At 36.9% G+C, this 21,430-nt stretch carries 20 protein-coding genes; 10 read left to right on the forward strand and 10 right to left on the reverse strand.

Annotation, left to right across the window (positions count from 1 at the left end; translation table 11 throughout):
- Positions 1-145: 145 nt before the first annotated feature.
- From acs to EGH73_RS06260, 9 genes are all read right to left on the reverse strand, one after another.
- Entirely contained in the window at positions 146-2,053 is a 1,908-nt protein-coding gene (gene acs / locus EGH73_RS06225; protein ID WP_123281135.1) for an acetate--CoA ligase, read from the reverse strand.
- A 56-nt stretch (positions 2,054-2,109) separates the two neighbouring features.
- Positions 2,110-2,472 carry a response regulator transcription factor gene (locus EGH73_RS06230; RefSeq protein ID WP_123281136.1) on the reverse strand — a complete coding sequence of 121 codons (363 nt, stop codon included), beginning with the start codon at positions 2,470-2,472 and terminating at the stop codon, positions 2,110-2,112.
- A gap of 45 nt (positions 2,473-2,517) precedes the next feature.
- Positions 2,518-5,196: an ATP-binding protein gene (locus EGH73_RS06235; RefSeq protein WP_123281137.1), complete on the reverse strand. Its 2,679-nt coding sequence runs from the start codon at positions 5,194-5,196 to the stop codon at positions 2,518-2,520.
- Positions 5,189-5,383: a hypothetical protein gene (locus EGH73_RS06240; RefSeq protein WP_123281138.1), complete on the reverse strand. Its 195-nt coding sequence runs from the start codon at positions 5,381-5,383 to the stop codon at positions 5,189-5,191. Before EGH73_RS06240 ends, EGH73_RS06235 begins: the two co-directional genes overlap by 8 nt.
- A 68-nt stretch (positions 5,384-5,451) precedes the next feature.
- Complete coding sequence (locus EGH73_RS06245; RefSeq protein ID WP_123281139.1) at positions 5,452-5,679, reverse strand: DUF6814 family protein; 228 nt, start codon at positions 5,677-5,679, stop codon at positions 5,452-5,454.
- Between the two features lie 108 nt (positions 5,680-5,787).
- A complete protein-coding gene (locus EGH73_RS06250; protein WP_123281140.1) occupies positions 5,788-7,368 on the reverse strand; it encodes an MFS transporter in 1,581 nt (526 codons plus the stop codon).
- A 176-nt stretch (positions 7,369-7,544) separates the two neighbouring features.
- Complete coding sequence (locus EGH73_RS14170) at positions 7,545-8,027, reverse strand: hypothetical protein (protein WP_245985448.1); 483 nt, start codon at positions 8,025-8,027, stop codon at positions 7,545-7,547.
- Between the two features lie 119 nt (positions 8,028-8,146).
- On the reverse strand, positions 8,147-8,776 hold the full coding sequence (locus EGH73_RS14175) for a hypothetical protein (RefSeq protein WP_245985449.1): 630 nt from the start codon (positions 8,774-8,776) through the stop codon (positions 8,147-8,149).
- A gap of 135 nt (positions 8,777-8,911) precedes the next feature.
- Positions 8,912-9,328 carry an IS1/IS1595 family N-terminal zinc-binding domain-containing protein gene (locus tag EGH73_RS06260; protein WP_089770605.1) on the reverse strand — a complete coding sequence of 139 codons (417 nt, stop codon included), beginning with the start codon at positions 9,326-9,328 and terminating at the stop codon, positions 8,912-8,914.
- Between the two features lie 160 nt (positions 9,329-9,488).
- On the opposite strand from EGH73_RS06260, the gene EGH73_RS06265 reads away from it, so the two are divergent.
- From EGH73_RS06265 to argH, 8 genes are all read left to right on the forward strand, one after another.
- Positions 9,489-10,067: a GNAT family N-acetyltransferase gene (locus EGH73_RS06265; RefSeq protein ID WP_123281141.1), complete on the forward strand. Its 579-nt coding sequence runs from the start codon at positions 9,489-9,491 to the stop codon at positions 10,065-10,067.
- The gene (locus tag EGH73_RS06270; RefSeq protein WP_089770607.1) at positions 10,060-11,253 is read left to right on the forward strand and encodes an argininosuccinate synthase; all 1,194 of its coding nucleotides are present in this window, start codon (positions 10,060-10,062) and stop codon (positions 11,251-11,253) included. The genes EGH73_RS06265 and EGH73_RS06270 overlap by 8 nt, the downstream gene beginning before the upstream one ends.
- Before the next feature lie 254 nt (positions 11,254-11,507).
- Positions 11,508-12,473, forward strand: coding sequence for an N-acetyl-gamma-glutamyl-phosphate reductase (gene argC, locus EGH73_RS06275; RefSeq protein ID WP_123281142.1), 966 nt, complete (start codon positions 11,508-11,510; stop codon positions 12,471-12,473).
- Between the two features lie 36 nt (positions 12,474-12,509).
- The gene (locus tag EGH73_RS06280; RefSeq protein WP_123281143.1) at positions 12,510-13,676 is read left to right on the forward strand and encodes an aspartate aminotransferase family protein; all 1,167 of its coding nucleotides are present in this window, start codon (positions 12,510-12,512) and stop codon (positions 13,674-13,676) included.
- A 130-nt stretch (positions 13,677-13,806) separates the two neighbouring features.
- Entirely contained in the window at positions 13,807-14,781 is a 975-nt protein-coding gene (locus EGH73_RS06285) for a Rossmann-fold NAD(P)-binding domain-containing protein (protein WP_123281144.1), read from the forward strand.
- 147 nt (positions 14,782-14,928) lie between these two features.
- A complete protein-coding gene (argB, locus tag EGH73_RS06290) occupies positions 14,929-15,720 on the forward strand; it encodes an acetylglutamate kinase (RefSeq protein WP_123281145.1) in 792 nt (263 codons plus the stop codon).
- Entirely contained in the window at positions 15,695-16,777 is a 1,083-nt protein-coding gene (locus EGH73_RS06295; RefSeq protein ID WP_123281146.1) for a M20 family metallo-hydrolase, read from the forward strand. The genes argB and EGH73_RS06295 overlap by 26 nt, the downstream gene beginning before the upstream one ends.
- A 346-nt stretch (positions 16,778-17,123) precedes the next feature.
- Complete coding sequence (gene argH, locus EGH73_RS06300) at positions 17,124-18,428, forward strand: argininosuccinate lyase (RefSeq protein ID WP_123281147.1); 1,305 nt, start codon at positions 17,124-17,126, stop codon at positions 18,426-18,428.
- A 107-nt stretch (positions 18,429-18,535) separates the two neighbouring features.
- Here the strand turns inward: argH and EGH73_RS06305 are convergent, their stop codons facing one another.
- A complete protein-coding gene (locus EGH73_RS06305) occupies positions 18,536-18,997 on the reverse strand; it encodes an Lrp/AsnC family transcriptional regulator (protein ID WP_317124641.1) in 462 nt (153 codons plus the stop codon).
- Between the two features lie 254 nt (positions 18,998-19,251).
- Here EGH73_RS06305 and EGH73_RS06310 point away from each other — a divergent pair, with 254 nt between their 5' ends.
- Positions 19,252-20,154 carry an aspartate carbamoyltransferase catalytic subunit gene (locus EGH73_RS06310; RefSeq protein ID WP_123281148.1) on the forward strand — a complete coding sequence of 301 codons (903 nt, stop codon included), beginning with the start codon at positions 19,252-19,254 and terminating at the stop codon, positions 20,152-20,154.
- 134 nt (positions 20,155-20,288) lie between these two features.
- Positions 20,289-21,362, forward strand: coding sequence for a carbamoyl phosphate synthase small subunit (locus EGH73_RS06315; protein WP_123281189.1), 1,074 nt, complete (start codon positions 20,289-20,291; stop codon positions 21,360-21,362).
- Positions 21,363-21,430: the final 68 nt, after the last annotated feature.

Raw genomic sequence — 21,430 nt, forward strand, 5'->3', positions numbered from 1 at the left:
TAGTTTTTCAGTGGCCTCCTCCAATGTGCGGTTTTTTTGTTTACTGAGGGATGTACTTTGTCAGAATGTCATTGCCAGCCTAGTTAAAGTAATAGTATGACCTTTGTATAACAAAATGGAAATTAAACATCTGACATAGGATTTCCTAAATCCTCTCATTCTTGATCTCATCCACAACCTCAGGATTCAATAAGGTGGAAGTGTCTCCAAAATTAGTGAAATCGCCTTCCGCTATCTTTCTCAAGATGCGGCGCATAATCTTCCCGGATCTGGTCTTTGGTAAACCGGAGACGAACTGGATTTTGTCCAGCTTGGCAATCGGCCCGATTTGTTCGGAGATAAGCTGGTTGATTTCCTTCGCTAGGTTCTCACGGTTTCTTTCTTCCCCAGATTCTTTCAGAATCACGAAACCGTACAAAGCGTTGCCTTTTACATCGTGCGGATAGCCAACAATTGCAGATTCTGCCACAGCAGGATGCTCATTGATGCTATCCTCGATTGGTGCTGTTCCAAGATTGTGCCCGGAAACGATAATGACATCATCCACACGACCTGTGATCCTGTAATAGCCAACTTCATCTCTCAGAGCACCGTCACCGGTAAAATATTTACCCGGAAATGCAGAGAAGTAAGTCTCCTTATAACGTTGATGGTCACCCCAAATGGTACGCGCAATACCTGGCCACGGAAAGCGGATGCATAAATTGCCTGTCACCTGATTGCCTGAGATCTCGTTACGTTTGTCATCCATCAGGACTGGTTGAACGCCAGGTAGCGGTAAGGTTGCATAAGTAGGTTTAGTCGGCGTTACAAATGGGATTGGAGAGATTAGGATACCGCCAGTTTCGGTCTGCCACCAAGTATCAACAATTGGGCATTTCTTCTTGCCAACGTGGTCATTGTACCAATGCCAAGCCTCATCATTGATAGGTTCTCCAACCGAACCAATCACTTTCAAAGAACTAAGGTCGTGCTTCTCCACCCATTCCACGCTTTCTTTTGCCAAAGAACGAATCGCTGTCGGTGCGGTGTAGAACTGAGTCACTTTATGTTTCTCAATCACTTCCCAGAATCTTCCTGCATCAGGAAAAGTCGGTATCCCTTCGAATATTACCGTCGTAGCACCATTCAATAACGGACCGTATAAAATATACGAATGTCCCGTAATCCACCCGATATCCGCCGTACACCAATAGATGTCATTCTCTTTATAATTGAACACATTTTTAAAAGTATATGCTGTGTAAACCATGTAGCCTGCGCAAGTGTGAAGCATTCCTTTTGGTTTTCCTGTTGAACCTGAAGTATAAAGAATGAACAACGGATCTTCTGCATCCATTATCACGGTCACGAAGTCTGTGGAAGCTTTATCATAGTATTCTGACATCCAGTAATCTCGGCCTTCTTTCATCTTCACATCATTATTAGTTCTTTTAACCACCAAGACATGTTCCACGGTTTCGCATTTTTCCAAAGCTTCATCCACAATGCTTTTTAGATCAAGGACTTTGTTCCCTCTGTAACTTCCGTCTGAAGTAATGACCATTTTAGCGCCACAATCATTTACTCTGGATGCCACCGCCGAAGCAGAAAAACCTGCAAATATCACGGAGTGAACGGCGCCCAATTTGGCACAAGCCAGCATTGTGATAGCCAATTCTGGGATCATTGGAAGGTAAATGCAGACTCTGTCGCCTTTCTCAATGCCCATTGCACGGAGAACGTTGGCGGTTTTATTCACTCTTTCGTAGAGTTCATTAAAGCTGATGTGTTGAGCTTCTTCTTTCGGGTCATTCGGTTCCCATATGATAGCGGTTTTGTCGCCTCTTACGGAAAGATGTCTGTCCAGACAGTTTTTGGTAATGTTCAGTTTTGCATTTTTGAACCAGTTGATGTTGGCTTCCTCCATATTGTAGTCCACGACCTTGGACCAACGCTGATACCACACAAAATTCTCATCCGCAATCTTGTCCCAAAACTTCTTTGGATTTTTAATTGACTTCTTGTACTCCTTGAAATAATCCTGTAAATTCTGAATGTGATAATTTCTCATTATATTAATATTTTTAATTTTTATAAATCTTGTTTATTTAATCTTTTCTCTTTGTTCTACTTAAGCATTTCATCAATCTGCTGAATCAGTTTTTTGATGGAATATGGCTTGGTTACATAAGCGTCTGCTCCTAATTCCAATCCTTTCTCGATATCTTTCGGATTGGTTTTCGCACTGAGGAAAATCACTTTGGAATGATTGAGGTTTTCCATTGTTTTGATTTCGTTCAGTGTGCTGTAACCGTCTAGTTTTGGCATCATAATATCGAGTAGAATAGCGTCCGGTGTTATGGTTTTCAGCAGTTCCAGAGCTTCGGTTCCGTCTCTTGCAATGAAGACTTCGTAACCCTGTTTCCTGAAACTGTATTCCAAGGACATTAATATTTTGTGTTCATCGTCCGCGATTAATATTTTTTTCATATTTCTTCTAACTTGAGGAATCCCCAAGGATTCGATTTTCTTTTGTTATTTTTCTGTATTATTTATGTTTAAAATCATTTGGAACTCGACACCAATTTCTAAATTTTTGGCGGAAATGTTTCCTCTGTGTGCCTGCATTATTTTCCTACAAATTGCCAAACCCAATCCGCTTCCCAAAGGTTTTCTGATATTCTGATTTCGCGATTGATAAAACTTATCAAATATCAAATTCAAATCATCTTCCGGAATTTGTTTTACAGTATTGAAGATTCTTATAATCAAGTGATTATCTTTTTCCTGAAACTTAGCCTGAATTGTTCCTTGTTCATCTGTAAATTTGAAAGCATTTCCTAAAATATTCTGAAAAACCTGAATCAACCTTGCTTCATCATATTCGAATTGAGTTTTCGTTAAAAGATTAACTTCACTCAGATGAATGTTCTTTTGGTGCAGAAGATGACTAATTGGGTTCAGGGCTTTCTGATAGGTTTCAATGATGTCGTTTTTGCTGATATTCAAAGCGATTTCGCCGTGTTCCAATTTGTCGAGATAAAGAATATCATTGATGATTTCATTCAATCGGTCAGATTCTGTGATGATATTATTGAAAAATTCTTTTTTGATGTCCAACGGAATATCATCGTCATCAGCCAAAATTTCGCCAGCAGAACGAATCGCGGTAAGTGGCGTTCTCAATTCGTGTGCGACAGTATCCAAGAAATCATCTTTTTGTTTGTCTTTGAAGATGAGGTTTTCGTTGGCAGAACGTAGCTCGTCGGATAATTGTCTTAATTCTCGGCTTTGTTCCGTCAGTTTTTTATTAAGGCTGATATTTTCTTTCGATTCTTCGAGGATTTCTAAAACTTCTTTGAGGGAGATTTTATCTTCGTAAGTCACACCTTCAATAAGGATTTTCGCTGATGCAGTGCCGATTCTCCCAGACAAAAGATTCTCGGAAAACTTAATGAATCTTGCATCGGCAGTTTCTGTTCTTGTGTCGATGTTATATTTTAGGTTGAAGATTCTCAGTGCTTGTTCGGTTTTCTTTTCTCCAAGAAATTTGACCAAGATATTTCGGATGTCAGAAACATAAGCTTTTCCTCGCCAGATAAATGCATTCTCGTGATTTTGGATGTATTTGTCAACATCAATATAAATTTCAGCAAAATTCCGTTCGCGATAATCACCTTTTTGACTGACAGAGATGATGGTGAACAGAGTCAGATTAACTAAAATCGACCAAAAGAAAATCTGAGAAATACTACCTAAATACGGAATATTAAAAAAGCTGAACCAATTGTACATTTCAATCAAAAATCCTTTGAATTCCTGATTGAAAGAAAAATAATACTGCGGAATAATCAAACCGAAATAGCAGATAATCAAACCTCCAGTCAATCCGATAACTGCGCCTTTGTAACTTCCTCTTCTCCAAAAAATCGCTCCGAAAAATGATGGCCCAAGTTGAGAAATCACAACAAAAGAAATCAACCCAACGGAATATAAACTGTTCCTTAAAATGAAATATTTGTAGAAAGCAAAAGAAGTCACAATCAAAATGAAAATACTGATTTTTCTAATATTAGTAATGTTTCTGGTATTTTTCACATCGTTATGAGACTTGAGTTTATCCAACCAGCCATAAGGAATGATGAGATTATTTGATAACATAATTGACAATGTAATGCTCGAAATAATTACCATAGAAATTGATGAACTTAATCCACCAAGAAAAACCAAAACCGTGATGATTTGATTACCGAAATGTTGAGGAATTAAAATCGAATAAAACTCAGGATTAACTGATTGTCCTTCGAAAATAATCCGTCCGCCCCAAGCGATAGGAAATACGAAAATATTGAAAATCAAGAGATAAAGCGGAAAAAACCAAATGGCTGTCTTCAAATGCTTCTCTTGTCGATTTTCTACAATCGCAGTATGAAATTGTCTCGGCAAAAGAAAAATCGCTGAAGCCGAAATCAAGCAAAGTATCATCCAATTGAAGCTTCCTTCCAATCCTGAAAATGTGTTTTTGGCTTTAAAATCTGGAAATTTACTCGCCTTTTCATAAATATCAGAAAGTCCGTCAAATGCAAAAAATGTCACGAAAACACCTAGAACTATAAGGAAAATTAACTTCAAAAAACTTTCCAATGCTACAGCAGAAATGATTCCTAATCTTTTCTCAGATGCATCTACATAACGAGTTCCGTAATAAGATGAAAATAAGGCTAATAGTACGACAACGTAAGTTGCATTATCTGTAAAAATATTCTTAGAAATTGGCGTGTTAGTAACCAAATGAAATGTTTCAGAAATCGCTTTAATCTGCAGCCCGATGTAAGGGATTATACCAAAAATACAGACCAAAGTGATAATCGCACCAAACGAACGACTGTTCCCGTAACGCAGAGAAATAAAATCTGCAATACTGCTGACTTTATTGATTCTGGCGATCCGGATAATTTTACGATTAATATAAATCCAAGCTGGAATAATAATCATCGGTCCAATGTAAATCGGAAGATAATCTAATCCGTCATTCACGGCAACACCGATACTTCCGTAATACGTCCACGCTGTACAATAAACCGCCAACGACAATGCGTAGATGTAAGGATTGTTCACCCAAATCTTGCTCTTCTTTTTTTCTGCGCGATGGGCGACCAAGAAAAGAAGGGCGAGATAGAGAATTACAACTGCAAATAAGACGTAGCTATTCATCGTATTTTTTGAAAATGACAAACGAAATAAAAATCGAGAAAATCCACACTCCGAAGATGTAGATGTAAATCATCGGAAAACCGAACACTTCCTTTTCGCTATTGAACAAAAGTATTATTGGAGCGCTGAAAAGAATTACCAATCCAAAGCTTAGAATAACCAGTTTTTGTTCGTGACGTTTTTTCATTGTTAATTTTAAAACCACACAAAACAAAATTGAAATTGTGTGGTTTCTTATTATAATTTAGTGTTGATTTAAACTTGTTCATCAGAATAATCACCGCTAAGTGAATAGTATCCAAAAACTGCCATGCCACCTGCAACAATAGGCAATAAAATAAATACAATGATAATCCCGAATACCAAATCTTCCTGCTTACCGGAGCTTAGTTTAGGGATTCCCATTACTGTCAGCCCGAAGTACAGAACTACCAATGCGAGTAAGATCCAAACTATACCTAATATTTTTTTTAGTCCGTCCATTTTTCTTTGTTTTAAAATTAATAAAAGTGAATTAATTTATAATGTGTTTTTTTTGTTTTTTATTGATGATGTTAATATCGTTCTTCTTTTATCAATCATCAATTATTGCTAATCGTGGATATTCTGATTTTTGTTTTTGATGTAAATCATACCAATCACAAGACAGACCGCAGCTACACCAATCGGATACCATAAACCTTCCAGATACCAGCCTTCGTGCCCGGCATCTTTCCCTGTAGTTACCAGATACGTTGCAACCGCCGGTAATAATCCACCGAAAACACCATTTCCAATGTGATAAGGCAGTGACATAGAGGTGTATCGGATTCTCACAGGAAACATTTCTACCAAAAATGCTGCAATCGGACCATAAACCATTGTTACAAAAATCACCTGAATGAATACCAGAAATACTAAATACCATTTGGTGTCATCGTTGATTTTGACTGATTTTGTAACTTTAGGTTCCTCAATTTTTCCATCTTTCATCACAGGTTCGGCTGCTGAGCAATGGATGATGCTGTCTCTTTTCATTAGAGTTCCATCTGTGTAAGCAATTTCTTTATGGAAAGTGATCAGGCTGTCCGCAGCAATTTTGTCGTGAACTTTCACGGTTCTCTTTTCTGTAATTCCATCAGCAGAAATTTCTTTTTTAGCAACGTCCACAGAATTGAACATCGCACTGTAAATAGGTCTGTAAGCTAAAATGGCAATGAGCATTCCCGTCATCATCACGGCTTTCCTTCCGACTTTATCAGACAGCCAGCCGAAGAAAACAAAAAATGGCGTTCCCAGGAATAATCCGATAGCCATCAGGGAATCTACTTGGGTCGTGTCTATGTTCATTACTTTTTGCATAAAACTCATGGCGTAGAACTGTCCTGTGTACCAGATGGCACCTTGTCCCATCGCAGCTCCAAAAAGTGCAAGCAATACAAATTTGAAATTGAATCTGTTCCCGAAGCTTTCTTTCAATGGATTGGTTGATGTTTTTCCTTCGCTTTTCGCTTTTGCAAAAAGTGGCGATTCCTTCATGTTTTTTCTGATGAAATAGGAAACGATAACCATCAGAATTGAAATCCAGAACGGAACTCTCCATCCCCAGTTATCAAACTCCTCTGTAGAAAGTGATGTTTTTGTAATCAGGATGACGATTAGTGAGATGAACAGACCTGCTGTTGCTGTCGTTTGGATCCAAGAAGTCCAATAGCCGCGTCTGCCAGGCTGTGCATATTCTGCCACATAAGTTGCCGCACCGCCATATTCGCCTCCCAGAGCAAGACCTTGTAAAAGTCTCAGGATTAAAACTAATACCGGAGCCATAAAACCGATGGTTTCATAGCTTGGGATACATCCAATAAGGAATGTGGAAAATCCCATAATCAGAAGTGTGACCAGAAATGTATATTTTCTGCCGATTAAATCTCCCAATCTTCCAAAGAATAATGCGCCGAAAGGTCTTACTACAAAGCCTGCTGCAAATGTTGCTAAAGTTGATAGGAAAGCTGCTGTTGGATTATCTGCCGGAAAAAATTTTGTGGCTAGGACAATTGCCAGACTTCCGAAAATATAGAAGTCATACCATTCGATAAGGGTGCCGAGAGATGAAGCCATAATCACGCTCCAAATGGTGCGGTTTTTTTGCTTGTCGCTCAGGTTCTCGTACTGTACGTGATGTGAATCGCTCATTGTATATTAAGATTTTGTGTTAATAATTTTTATAGATAAATCTGGAACTGAAGGATGAATTCTCCTTTTGATTTTGGTTCTGCCGAAGCACTTGTGTAGGTTGGTCTTGTTGAATATTGAGTCGTCAATTTTGCATGATGACCGTCAATGAACCAATTCGCTCCGATATCAAATTGTTAAGAAGAATTTTCCAAAGCTTTGAAATTCTTATTGGTGTAAGCTGCAAAGGGCTGAATTCTGATTTTCGGTTTATCGGCATTGTTTGGCAAGAGTAATCCGGCCTGCAGATAATAGATGTTTCCTGTTCCGATCATTGGTTGAAGGTTTCCGGCGCCGGCAATCGCTTTGTCTCCGATGAAATTGGGGTCATTGGAGCCAACGTTCATTATTCCAAGATTTCTCAAATAATTCGGTCCGAAGTTGTAATTGTAAAAACCAGCATAAGCAGAAAGTGCCATTTTGTTTTTGGCGTTTCCTAAAGGTAAATCTGCAAAGGCATCAATCGCATAAAGTGCAATGTCGTGTTTCTCGATTTGGGAATTAACAGAAGTTCTCGTTCCATCTTTCTGATGATAAAAACCGGCTCCTAAATTGAAAACCTTCTTAGTTCCCAAGTAAGAACCAACTTTGAAAGGTAAAAGATTAGATTCGGAATCCAAAAATTGATATTCTACATATCCTGCTTTTGAAAATTCCGGATTTCCATTGTTGTCAACTGCAACTCTGGCTGCTGGATTTGTAAGATTAATAGGTGCAATATTGGTTGCAAAAGGTTTGTTTAAACTGAATCGATATTCGAATTTGCCATATTTTCCCTTGGCAATAGTCCCATTTGTCTGGCGAATTGGTCAGAATTGTCGATCAAAGGCCAAGTGAAAATCGGGGAATCAACAGTCAGGAAATTTAAGGTTGAAGCCATTGTCATTCTGGAAAGCCCCATATAATAATGAAGTCCTGCTCCCAAACTCAAACTGAATTTTCCTGCTTCTCCGGGTAAAACCACTGCATATTCGTTCCAGGCATCGTGAAAAAACATTTGTGGCTTTTTGCCATTTCCATAACCGCCTGTTCCATTAGAACCTGAACCGCCACCATTGATAAAAGTCTGATTATTAATTCCGAAATGCATCAAAACCATATATCTTTTGGTAATTTGTGCATAAGCAAGTGCTCTCAATCGGCGGTTTCCGATGTTCCAGGAATTTTTGGTAGCATCGTCAGAAACCATCGTTCCGGGATTCATTTCCGTATGTCGCAACCAGATTTGGTTCCAAAGAATAAATCTTACATACTTGTCGCCTTCTGGATTTAGGTTTAATTTCAAACCATTCCCATAATCAGGCGAACCTTGTGAATATAGAGAAGAGCTGATTAAAGCTAATCCTATAAAAGTGATGATTTTCTTCATATATTAATAAAAATTTGGTGTTTATTTTGTGATTGCCAAATTGTTATTAATATTTTGTTTACAAAAATTTAATATATATTAATGCTAATAGTATAGTTAGTCTTGATTCTTTTTACTTTAATCTTGTTTCTTTCTCTATTTTTTAAACCTTTCCCATTTAATCAACATATATTTATCAGCAAATTGAGTGATAATTAATCCTGAATTTTCAAGATTATTTTCTTGAGAGATATATTCTATTAATTCGTTTTGTTTCAAAACCTTATACACGGGATGGAATTCTGAATGTGGCGGTCTTGTGATATTATATTTCTTAATCCAAGAGCTGATACTTACGTGAGAAACACCGATAATTCTTTCGATTTCCCGATAGCTTAACCCTTCCAGGTACAGTTGTAAAGCTTTGGTGACATAATAGTCATCAATCTGTTTTCCTAATTTTTTAACTGTAAAATTATAGTTACAATTCTTACAGAAAAATCTTTGTTTTCCTTTGATAATTCCGCTTTTTGACACGTTTTGATTATTGCATTTAGGACATTGATTTTCCATAACTATAGCTTTTTAGCAAATGTATAATAATTTAGCAATATTATATTTTGGATTAAAGATAATATTATTGTTAATGTAAATTTAACAGATAAAAATATCTTTTTAATTTGTTTTATAAAGATAAATGTTTCTATTTTTGCATATTAATTAGATAATATCAATGAAATTAGAAGTTTCTTCAGAGAAACATTTGGTTTATGTGGAAGAAATCAGAAACGAAATGGAGGATTCTGCGAAAAAACGCGGAACAGGTATCGCAAAACGTTCTTCAGAATATCTGGGCAAAAAAATCTCAGAAGGCAATTCCATTATTGCAATTGACGAAAATGGAACTTGGGCGGGCTTCTGTTATATAGAAACTTGGACAAATGGGGAATATGTCGCTAATTCTGGACTCATCGTTTCGCCTCAATTCAGGAATGCTGGATTAGCAACTCAGATTAAAGAAAGGATTTTCCAATTATCACGAGAGAAATATCCCAATGCTAAAATTTTTGGATTGACAACTGGATTAGCGGTGATGAAAATCAATAGTAATCTCGGTTATAAACCGGTAATCTATTCTGAACTAACGCAAGATGAACAATTCTGGAATGGTTGTAAAAACTGTGTGAATTATGAAATTCTGATGATGAAAGAACGCAAAAACTGTCTATGCACAGCTATGCTTTTCGTTCCCGAAAATCTGAATAAAGAGAATAAGAAAAATTTTGAATCAATAAATAACAACAATGAGTAAGAAAGTAGTTTTGGCATTTAGCGGCGGTTTGGATACCTCTTATTGCGCAAAATATCTGAGTGTAACTTTGGGTTACGAAGTTCACGCAGTCACGATTAATACAGGAGGTTTTGATAAGGAAGATGAAGTTTCGCTTAAAGAAAAAGCGGAAAAATTAGGCGTGGCTTCTTACAGGTTTGTTGATGCTTCGGAAAAATATTATAATGATTGTGTTAAGTATTTGATTTTTGGTAACGTTCTGAAAAACAATACTTATCCGTTGTCTGTGAGTGCGGAAAGAACGATTCAGGCGCAGACGATTGCGGAAGTGGCTTTGGAAATCGGAGCAGATGCGATTGCGCACGGAAGCACAGGCGCAGGAAATGACCAAGTTCGTTTTGATTTGATTTTCCAAGTAATGTGCCCGAAAATCGAAATCATCACACCAATTCGTGATTTGGGTTTGTCGCGTGAAGATGAAATTCAATTCCTGAAAAATCACAATTACGAAATGGATTTTGACAAAGCAAAATATTCGATTAACAAAGGACTTTGGGGAACTTCAGTCGGAGGAAAAGAAACTTTGACTTCGCAAAATTACCTTCCTGAAGAAGCATTTCCGTCGCAAATCGAAAAAACAGAACCTTCTCAATTGGAAATAGAATTCAAAAACGGAGAATTATTTTCTGTGAATGGCGAGACGTTTTCTCATCCGGTTTTAGCGATTAAAAAGATTGAAGAATTGGCTTCACCTTACGGAATCGGGCGTGACATTCACGTTGGAGACACGATTGTTGGGATCAAAGGTCGTGTTGGTTTTGAGGCTGCCGCGGCGTCAATCATCATAAAAGCGCATCATTTGTTGGAGAAGCATACGTTGTCAAAGTACCAGCAGACGATAAAATCACAATTGTCAGATTGGTATGGAAACTGGCTTCACGAGGCGCTTTTCCTTGACCCGGTGATGAGAAATATCGAATCGTTTTTACAGGATTCTCAGAAAACGGTTAATGGAAAAGTTTTCATCACACTTCATCCGTATCGTTTCATTTTGAATGGAATTGAGTCTGACAACGATTTAATGTCTTCAAAATTTGGAAGTTATGGTGAAGAAAATCTCGCGTGGAGCGGGGAAGATGTGAAAGGTTTTACCAAAATCCTCAGCAACTCGCTCAACATCTATCATCAGGTTAATAAATTGAATTAGAATAATTGGGGCAGCTTAATCCGTCTTCCGCTCCCAAACCTAACGAAGTGGTTCGACGAAGTCAATCTTTTTTGCAGACGATTTCATTTTAAATAGAACTTAAGTACAAGCAAAAAAGGATTTCCGCTCAAGCCGGGCTGCGAGTGATTCAATGATTAATAAACTTTTGCTGAGCGTAAACGCCTTTGCGAACTTAAAACATTTTCAATAAGAATAAAAAAACTTTGCGCGCTTTGCGTTCAAAATATTAAAAAATGAAAAAATCAGTCGGAATCATCGGTGCCAACGGTTACACAGGAAGCGAACTTGTTCGATTGCTGGCTTTTCATCCGAATATAGAATTAAAATTTTTGTACAGTCGTTCCAATTCCGGCGTTAAGATTTCGGATTTGTATCCGGATTTAGATTCCGTTTGCGATTTGGTTTTAGAAAATACATTGCGTCCGGTTGATATTCTTTTTCTTTGCTTGCCTCACACAGAAAGTGCAAAATGGCTTGCAGAAAGACCAGCAGACGATGAGGTATTAATAATAGATTTAGGAAACGATTTCCGACTTTCTACCCATTTTGGAAGCAGAGATTTTGTTTATGGTTTGCCAGAGATTCATTTTAATGAAATTCAGAATTCGAAAAGTATTGCTAACCCTGGATGTTTTGCAACTGCGATTCAGTTGGCGTTATTGCCTTTAGCAAAAGAAAATCTGTTAAAAGATGTTTACACAACCGGAATCACGGGTTCAACGGGAGCTGGACAATCTTTGCAACCGACAACGCATTTCACTTGGCGAAATGATAACATTTCGGCTTATAAAACTCTGAATCATCAGCACGTTGATGAGATTTTGAAACAGGTTAATTTGCTGAATAAAGAAGAAGTAGAACTCAATTTTGTTCCTTGGCGCGGCGATTTTGCAAGAGGGATTTTTACCAGTTCTGTTATCGGATGCGATTTGGAATTGGAAAGGATTTATTCCATATATAATGACTTCTACAAAGATTCGCCTTTTGTGAAAGTTTCAGAAAAACCAATCGATATGAAACAAGTTGTAAATACCAATTTTTGTACAATTCAAATAGAAAAGAAAGGAAATAAAATAGCAATCCATTCTACAATTGACAACCTTTTGAAAGGTGCCTCCGGACAGGCTGTTCAAAATATGAATATCGCCAATGGCTGGGAACAAAATCTTGGATTAAACCTAAAACCAATTGCTTTTTAAAGTCAATCAACTATCAACCGACAACCATCAACCAAAATGAATTTATTCAACGTCTATCCACTCTTCAACATCAATCCTATAAAAGCTCAAGGTTCTTTTCTTTGGGACGAAAACGGACAGCAGTACCTCGATTTTTATGGCGGTCACGCTGTGATTTCCATTGGTCATAATCATCCGCATTATGTAGAGAAATTGAAAAATCAATTAGAAAAAATCAGTTTTTATTCCAATTCTGTCGAGAACAAAATTCAGGAAAAATTGGCTGAAAAGTTAGGAAAATTGTCAGGTTACGAAGATTATTCATTGTTCTTATGTAATTCTGGAGCGGAAGCGAATGAAAATGCTTTGAAATTAGCTTCATTCCATAATAATAAAAAGAAAGTCGTTTATTTTTCTGAGTCTTTTCACGGAAGAACTTCGGCTGCAGTTGCGGTAACAGATAATCCAAAAATTGTAGCACCAGTTAATGAATCTGAAAATTTCATCAAATGTGAATTCAATAATTCAGAAGAACTGAAAAAGATTTTTGCTGAAAATCAGGATGATATTTCAGCAGTGATTGTCGAAGGAATTCAAGGTGTTGGCGGAATTAATTTGTTGGAAAAAGATTTCGTTTTAATGATTGAAAAATTGTGCAAAGAAAATAATACAGTTTTGATTTTAGACGAAGTTCAGTCTGGTTATGGACGTTCAGGGAAATTCTTTGCGCATCAGGAATTCGACATCAAACCGGATTTGATTACAGTTGCAAAAGGAATGGGCAATGGTTTTCCGATTGGTGGTGTTTTGATTAGTCCAAAATTCCAAGCGAGTTACGGATTGTTGGGAACAACGTTTGGCGGAAATCATTTGGCTTGTGTTGCTGGATTAGCCGTTTTAGAAGTTATTGAAAATGAAAATTTAATTGAAAATTCAGAGAAAATTGGAGCTTACATCGAAGAAAAAATTAAACATTTTCCTCACATTAAAAATATTAAAAGACGTGGTTTGATGATTGGGATTGAGCTCGACCAAGCTTGCGCAGATGTCAGAAAAGAATTGTTGTTTGAACATTGTATTTTCACTGGAAATGCTAATGATAAAAATGTTCTGCGGATTTTACCGGCGCTCAACATTTCGGAAAAAGAATCCGACTTATTCATCAATGCTTTAGAAAAAACTTTGAAAGCTATTGATAAAAAAGAAATTGTAGAATTTAAATAACGCAAAGTCGCAAGATATCAATAATTATTATAATGTTGGAAAGTCGCAAAAATTGTACACTAAAATTTTGCGACTTATAAAAGTCGAATTACATAAAATAATTTTGCGCCTTTGCGATAAAAAAGATAAAATGAAAAATTTCACTTCGGTTTACGATATAGATAACTTGCAAGATATCATTGCAAAAGCCTTAAAAATAAAAGACAATCTGTTAGAAAATCCAACCAAAGGAAAGGGAAAGACAATTGGTTTGGTTTTTCTTAATTCCAGTCTTAGAACAAGATTAAGTTCACAAATCGCAGCTCAGAATTTAGGACTGAATGTTTTAGTTCTCAACGCCGCTCAGGAAGCTTGGAATTTAGAATTCGCTGACGGAACTGTGATGAATGGCGACACGGTCGAACATATCAAAGATGCAATAGAGGTTCTGAATCAATATTGCGATATCATTGCCGTACGATGTTTTGCCGGAATGAAAAGTAAAGAAGACGACGTTAACGAAAGTATACTAAGCCAGTTTCTGAAATATGCGAAAGTTCCGGTGGTTTCCCTGGAATCTGCGACGCGACATCCTTTGCAAAGTTTGGCGGATTGCATCACGATTACAGAAAACTGGCCTTTCGACAAGCTCAAGATTAATAGAAAACCAAAAGTTGTTTTGACTTGGGCGCCACATATCAAACCGATTGCACAGGCTGTCGGCAATTCTTTCACAGAATGGATGCAAAAAATGGATGTTGATTTTGTAATCACAAACCCAGAAGGTTACGATTTAGATAAAAACTTCACTAAAGATACGCCTGTAATTCACAATCAGGAACAAGCGTTGAAAGATGCAGATTTTATTTATGTGAAAAACTGGTCATCGTTTGAAGATTACGCAAATATGCCAAAAGTTGAAGGCGATTGGATGTTGACGAATGAAAAATTAGAATTAACCAATCAAGCGAAAGTAATGCATTGTTTGCCAGTTCGTAGAAATCTTGAATTGAGTGATGAAGTAATGGATGGAGAAAACTCAATCATCTATCAGCAAGCAAAAAACAGAATTTTTTCTGCTCAAGTTGTGTTTTCTGAAATTTTGGATGAGTTAGATAAATGTTAAACACAAAGGCACAAAAGATTTTTTTTGAAAAGAATTTTAAGGCACAAAAAAATCAAAGATTTTAAAACTTTGTGCCTTAAAACACAATATTGCATAATTAGTAATCCTTGTGCCTTTGTGTAAATTATGTAAGAATTGAAAACAAAAATGCAAAAACTACACATCATAAAAATCGGCGGAACTCTTATCGATGACAAAAAAGCATTGAAAGCTTTTCTTGCGCAATTTTCTGAAATCAAAGGCGCTAAAATCCTGATTCACGGCGGTGGAAAGATAGCTGAAACTTTAGCTGAAAAGCTAAAAATAAGGCAAACAATGATTGATGGACGACGAATCACGAATAAGAAAACGTTGAAAATCGTAACAATGGTTTATGCAGGTAGAATCAATAAAAATTTGGTGGCAAAACTTCAGAGTTTCGACTGCAATGCGATTGGATTTTCCGGAGCGGATGGTAACGTTATCAAAGCCGAAAAAAGACAACATCCTGAAATCGATTTTGGATTTGTTGGCGATATAGACGAAAAAAGTATCAATCACGAATTGATCATCAATATGATAAATCTGGGTTTGGTTCCGGTGTTTTCTGCAATCACTCACGATAAAAAAGGAAATCTGTTCAACACCAACGCAGACACGATTGCCGGAACTATCGCTCAGGCTTTATCAAAACATTTCGATACAGAATTGTTGTTCTGTTTCGATAAAAACGGGGTTTTAGAAAATATTGAGGACGAAAATTCAAATTTGAAAACAATCAATAAACAAGAATTTTCTGAACTAAAATCCGAAGGAAAACTCCATAAAGGGATTTTGCCAAAACTTGAAAATGCTTTCCGAGCCAAAGAAAATGGCGTTCAGAAAGTGGCTTTAATCAAAGAAGAAAAATTATCAGATCAAATAAATCGAGGAAATGAAGGAACTGAAATCTGTCTTTAGCAGAGAAGAATTAACGGAAAATGCAGTCAAATTACTGAAAAAACTCATTGCAACGCCGTCTATGAGCCGAGACGAATATAATGTTTCGCTCATCATTGAAGGATTTTTCAATGAGCATCAGCTGACTGTGAACCGATTCAAAAATAACATTTGGGCAACCAACAAACATTTTGATGCAGGCAAACCTTCGATTCTTCTAAACACGCATCACGACACGGTAAAACCGAACAAGGCTTACACTTTGGATCCGTTTATTCCTGTGGAAAAAGACGGGAAATTATTTGGTTTGGGAAGCAACGATGCAGGCGCATCTTTGGTGGCAATGGCGCAGACGTTTCTTTATTTTTATGAAGCCGAGGATTTGACTCATAATTTGGTAATTGCTTTGACGGCTGAGGAAGAAATCTCTGGCTTGGACGGAATTGAAGCTTTATTTCCACAACTTCCGAATGTAGAATTGGCCATCGTAGGCGAACCAACCAAAATGAATCTCGCCATTGCAGAAAAAGGTTTGTTGGTGATTGACGGGGAAATGACGGGAACGCCTTCTCACGCAGCGCATCCTAACAATGACAATGCGATTGTGAAATGTATGAAGGATTTACAGAATATTTTGGATTTCAAATTTCCAAAAGTTTCCGATTATCTAGGCGAAGTGAAAGTGACTTTGTCGGTTATCAATGCGGGAACTCAGCACAATGTGGTTCCGGAAAAATGCAATTTCACCTTGGACGTACGTGTGACAGACGAATATACGAATCGCGAAGTTTTCGAAATCATCCAATCTCAAATGAAATCGAAACTCACGCCGAGGTCATTCCGTCTCAATTCCTCAAAAATCGAGGTCAGTCATCCGTTTGTTCAAGCGGGATTGGCTTTGGGAAGGACAACTTACGGATCGCCGACATCTTCCGACCAAGCGATTATTCCTTGCACATCGGTCAAGTTGGGTGTTGGAGATAGTTTGCGTTCTCACACAGCGGACGAGTTTGTTTACATCGACGAAATCCGAGAAGGCATCGATATTTACATCAAAATATTAGAAAAAGTTTTATAAATATAAATAGAGGCGGGCTTTAGCCCGTCTTAGAAAGGAAATTAGGAATTGGCTTTAGCCAAAATTTATAAAGTCAACAAAATAAAAATAATTTGGGCAGCTTAACCGCCTTCCGCTCTCAATCTTTTTTGCAAGACGATTTCAGTTTAAATAGAACTTGATGAATACGCAAAAAAGGATTTCCGCTCAAGTCGGGCTGCGCTTCGCAAAGTTGAAGATTTGTTTTCAATATAAGAGAACTTTAAAATTTAGGCTTTGATGAGCATAAGCGCCTTTGCGAACCTTAAATATTTTCAATAAAATAAAAAAAAATCTTTGCGCTCTTTGCGTTCAAAATATAAAAAAAATGAAAAAAATTTGGCAAAAAGATAATGTAAAAACCAATGATTTGATTAACCAGTTTACGGTTGGTAAAGACTTGGACTTTGACGATAGATTAGCAAAATACGATGTATTGGGTTCCATTGCCCACGCCAAAATGCTGGCAGAAGTTGGTCTGATTCGTTTGGATGAAGAGCAAGATATCGTTGCGGTTTTGGAAGAAGTTCTTATAGACATCGAAAAAGGAAGTTTCGAAATTGACAAAACAGCAGAAGACATCCATTCTCAAATCGAAACGATTCTAATTGAGAAACTCGGAGAAACAGGAAAAAAAATCCATACAGCAAGGTCAAGAAACGACCAAGTTTTGACAGATATCAAATTATATCTTTTAGACGAAATCCGTGAAATTACTGAACGAACAGATTCATTTTTTCAAATATTGAAAGACAAAGCGAATCAACATAAAAACGTTATATTGCCTGGTTACACGCATTTTCAGGTTGCGATGCCTTCGTCTTTTGGTTTGTGGTTTGGTGCTTATGCAGAATCTTTGGTTGACGATTTGGAATTGCTGTTTGCAACGAAAAATATCATCAACAAAAATCCATTAGGTTCGGCTGCAGGCTACGGTTCCTCTTTTCCTATTGACAGAGAAAGTACAACTTATAAATTAGATTTCAGAACACTGAATTATAATGTAGTTTACGCTCAAATGACTCGTGGAAAATCAGAAAAATTATTGGCTAATTCGCTTTCTGTTTTAGCTGGAACTTTAAGCAAGTTTTCTTACGATGTTTGTCTTTACCTAAGTCAGAACTTTGATTTCATCAGCTTTCCGAAAGAATTTACAACGGGAAGTAGCATAATGCCACACAAGAAAAATCCGGATATTTTTGAGTTGGTGAGAGCGAGATGCAACAGAATTCAGGCTTTGCCCAATGAATTGATTTTGTTGACCAATAATTTGCCTTCTGGTTATCACAGGGATTTGCAGTTGACGAAAGAAATCCTTTTTCCCGCCATCGATTCTTTGAAAGAATGTTTGGAAATCTTGATTTACACGCTTCCGAACATCGAAGTGAAAGATAATATTCTGGACGATGAGAAATATAAATACATCTTCAGTGTTGAAAAAATCAATGAAGAAGTGAAGAAGGGAAAATCATTCCGTGATGCTTATATCCAAATCGGTCAAGAGATTGAAAATGGTGTTTTTGAATACGATTACAAAGAACTCCATCATTCTCATCAAGGCAGTTTAGGAAATCTTTGCCTCGATGAAATCGAATATCAATTCAATAAAGTTAGAGATAAGTTGTTGGGATAATAATTGAACTTTTGTTTGCTTTGCTGAGTTTTACGCATTTGCGAATCTTAAAAATATTTTCAAGTTTGATAAAGAAAACTTTGCGGACTTTGCGTTTAAGATAAATTTTAATCCAACTTAAACTTAGTCGTCTTTTTAACTTCGGCAAGAACAATAGAACTGTGATATTGCCCGATGTTAGGACCGTTGGAGATTATATTGACTGTAAAATTATTGTACGAATTGATATCACTCGCAAGAATTTTCAACATATAATCATATTCGCCGGAAAGACTGATGATTTCCTGTACTTCATCATATTTGGAAATATAATCTTCGAATTCTTGAAGTGTTTTTTGAGATTGTTCTTTTAGACGAATATTGCAATAAACCACGATGTTGATGCCGAGTTTTTCTCGGTTCAAAATCGCAACATATTTTTCTACGACACCTTGTTTTTCAAGGTTTTTGATGCGTTCGTAAGTTGGAGTGAAAGTGAGTCCGATTTTTTCGGAAATTTCTTTTACAGATAATGTAGAATCCTCTTGTAGAAGCGAAAGTATTAATTTGTCTTTTTTATCCAATCCCATAATGGCAAATCATTCTTTCAAAAGTAAAGAAAATTTTTGATTGTAAAAATTTTAGAGCAAAAGTTCATTCATATAACATAAAAAATTATGAATAAGATTTCATAATATAGAAAATATTGGTATCTTTGCACCCAATGAATCTGGTACAGAATTTAGCGACAAAAACTATTGGCAAGTTTGCCGACAACAACAATATTTTTTATATTTAACGAAGTCTTTTTAGGCTTCGTTTTTTTTATTTAAAAATTTGAGATATGATTAAGCTTTCCCGCACATCTACAGAAAGTATAGAGAAAATTTTAAAAGAAGCTCAGGCGTTTTCAGAAGGAAAGATTAGCAAGATTGAAGGCGATGTTTTCGCCGCGAACCTGTTTTTTGAGAATAGCACGAGAACCAAAACAAGTTTTGAAGTTGCAGAAAAGAAATTGGGACTTCAAGTTATCGATTTCGAAGCTGATAAAAGTTCCATTGCAAAAGGCGAAACACTTTTGGATACGATTAAAACCCTGGAAGCTATTGGCGTAGAAGTCGCGGCAATCAGACATTCGGAAACACGTTATTATGACGCATTGAAAGATACTAAATTAAGTATCGTAAATGCAGGTGACGGAACGGGACATCATCCTTCGCAAGCCATTTTGGATGCAATGACAATCATTCAGGAATTTGGAAAAATCGAAGGCCTTAAGATAGGAATCGTTGGTGATGTAAAACACAGCCGCGTTGCGAATTCAGATTCGGGATTATTCAGAAGGTTAGGTGCGAAAGTTTATTTCTCCGGACCAGAATTTTGGTTTGACGAAGGAATGTTGGTGAACGGAACTTATATGCAGTTTGATGACCTTGTAAAAGAAGTTGACGTTTTGATTTTATTAAGAATCCAGCACGAGCGTCACGAGAAAAGCTTCAATTTCAAGTCTGAAGATTATTTGAAGAAATTTGGTTTGACAAAAGAGCGTGAAGCGAAAATGAAACCGACATCCATCATTATGCATCCGGCGCCAATCAACAGAGGAGTGGAAATTGATTCAGAATTAGTTGAATGCGAAAGGTCGAGAATTTTCAAACAAATGCAAAACGGCGTTTTTGCTAGAATGGCAATCCTTAAATATGATTTAGAAAACAGAGGATTCAAATTCATCGACTCCAAAAATTAAAATATTTATTCACGCTTTCGGGCGTGTTTTTTTTGAGGTTAAAGTCAGAAGTCTGATGACCGATGACAGAAGATGAAATAAGTAATAGTAAAACTTCGGACTTCGGGCTTCCGTCTTCCGACTTAAAAGTAAAAATGAAAAAGAAGTTAATATTAGAATCCGGCGAAGTTTTTTACGGAACGGGATTCGGAGCAGAGCAGGACACTGCCGGAGAAGTAGTTTTCAACACGGGAATGACGGGTTATCAAGAACTGATTTCCGACCCAAGTTATTGCGGACAAATCGTTTGTATGACGTATCCTTTGATTGGAAATTACGGAATTAATCGTGACGATTACGAAAGCATCGAACCTGCAATCAAAGGTTTGATTGTAAAAGAATTGTGTGATTTGCCTTCCAATTTCAGAACTCAAATCACTTTGGACGAATTGTTCCAGAAGAAAAACTTGTCAGGAATCTCAGGAATCGACACCAGAAGATTAACAAGAATCCTTAGAAACAAAGGGGTTGAAAAAGGAAAAATCGTCAATGCAGATGCAGATGAAAAAGCAGTAATCGAAGAACTAAAAGCGACTCAATTTCCAACAAATCAAGTAGAACAGGTTTCTACAAAAACGTCTTATGCAAGTCCGGGAAGAGGTTTTAAAGTGGTTTTGGTTGATTTCGGTTCCAAGTTGGGAATCATCCGAGAGTTGTCTCAAAGAAATTGTGACATCATCGTAGTTTCTCACGACACAACTGCAGAAGAAATTCTATTAATGGATCCAGACGGAATTATGCTTTCCAACGGCCCTGGCGATCCGGAAGATAATGCGGAAGCTTTGGTAATGATTCAGAAGTTATTAGGAAAAGTTCCAATTTTTGGGATTTGTTTAGGTCATCAGTTGATTGGTTTGGCTTGTGGCGCAAAAACTTACAAACTGAAATTCGGGCACAGAGGTGGAAATCATCCTGTTTTGGATTTAGAAAAGAACAAAGTGGCAATCACTTCTCAAAATCACGGTTATGCAATTGACCAAGAATCTTTGAAGAATACAGATTTAGTAGAAACTCACATCGCTTTGAATGACAGAACAAACGAAGGTGTGAAACATAAAATCCATCCTTGTTTTTCAGTTCAATACCATCCAGAGGCAAGTCCAGGTCCGGAAGATGCGAATTATCTTTTTGATAATTTCATCACTTTGATGGAGGATTTTAAGAAATAATTTGAGTTAAGTAGACAGTCAAAGAAGCGAAGTAGATTGTCAGAGGTGTGAAATAGACAGTCAAAGGT

Origin of the sequence: Epilithonimonas hominis (genome assembly GCF_003730015.1) — a bacterium.
GTDB lineage: Bacteria > Bacteroidota > Bacteroidia > Flavobacteriales > Weeksellaceae > Epilithonimonas > Epilithonimonas hominis.

Excerpts from the sequence above, each read along its gene's own strand:
- acs (WP_123281135.1), bottom strand. The coding sequence starts at position 2,053 with ATGAGAAATTATCACATTCAGAATTTACAGGATTATTTCAAGGAGTAC.
- EGH73_RS06230 (WP_123281136.1), bottom strand. The coding sequence starts at position 2,472 with ATGAAAAAAATATTAATCGCGGACGATGAACACAAAATATTAATGTCC.
- EGH73_RS06235 (WP_123281137.1), bottom strand. The coding sequence starts at position 5,196 with ATGAATAGCTACGTCTTATTTGCAGTTGTAATTCTCTATCTCGCCCTT.
- EGH73_RS06240 (WP_123281138.1), bottom strand. The coding sequence starts at position 5,383 with ATGAAAAAACGTCACGAACAAAAACTGGTTATTCTAAGCTTTGGATTG.
- EGH73_RS06245 (WP_123281139.1), bottom strand. The coding sequence starts at position 5,679 with ATGGACGGACTAAAAAAAATATTAGGTATAGTTTGGATCTTACTCGCA.
- EGH73_RS06250 (WP_123281140.1), bottom strand. The coding sequence starts at position 7,368 with ATGAGCGATTCACATCACGTACAGTACGAGAACCTGAGCGACAAGCAA.
- EGH73_RS14175 (WP_245985449.1), bottom strand. The coding sequence starts at position 8,776 with ATGAAGAAAATCATCACTTTTATAGGATTAGCTTTAATCAGCTCTTCT.
- EGH73_RS06260 (WP_089770605.1), bottom strand. The coding sequence starts at position 9,328 with ATGGAAAATCAATGTCCTAAATGCAATAATCAAAACGTGTCAAAAAGC.
- EGH73_RS06265 (WP_123281141.1), top strand. The coding sequence starts at position 9,489 with ATGAAATTAGAAGTTTCTTCAGAGAAACATTTGGTTTATGTGGAAGAA.
- EGH73_RS06270 (WP_089770607.1), top strand. The coding sequence starts at position 10,060 with ATGAGTAAGAAAGTAGTTTTGGCATTTAGCGGCGGTTTGGATACCTCT.
- argC (WP_123281142.1), top strand. The coding sequence starts at position 11,508 with ATGAAAAAATCAGTCGGAATCATCGGTGCCAACGGTTACACAGGAAGC.
- EGH73_RS06280 (WP_123281143.1), top strand. The coding sequence starts at position 12,510 with ATGAATTTATTCAACGTCTATCCACTCTTCAACATCAATCCTATAAAA.
- EGH73_RS06285 (WP_123281144.1), top strand. The coding sequence starts at position 13,807 with ATGAAAAATTTCACTTCGGTTTACGATATAGATAACTTGCAAGATATC.
- argB (WP_123281145.1), top strand. The coding sequence starts at position 14,929 with ATGCAAAAACTACACATCATAAAAATCGGCGGAACTCTTATCGATGAC.
- EGH73_RS06295 (WP_123281146.1), top strand. The coding sequence starts at position 15,695 with ATGAAGGAACTGAAATCTGTCTTTAGCAGAGAAGAATTAACGGAAAAT.
- argH (WP_123281147.1), top strand. The coding sequence starts at position 17,124 with ATGAAAAAAATTTGGCAAAAAGATAATGTAAAAACCAATGATTTGATT.
- EGH73_RS06305 (WP_317124641.1), bottom strand. The coding sequence starts at position 18,997 with ATGGGATTGGATAAAAAAGACAAATTAATACTTTCGCTTCTACAAGAG.
- EGH73_RS06310 (WP_123281148.1), top strand. The coding sequence starts at position 19,252 with ATGATTAAGCTTTCCCGCACATCTACAGAAAGTATAGAGAAAATTTTA.
- EGH73_RS06315 (WP_123281189.1), top strand. The coding sequence starts at position 20,289 with ATGAAAAAGAAGTTAATATTAGAATCCGGCGAAGTTTTTTACGGAACG.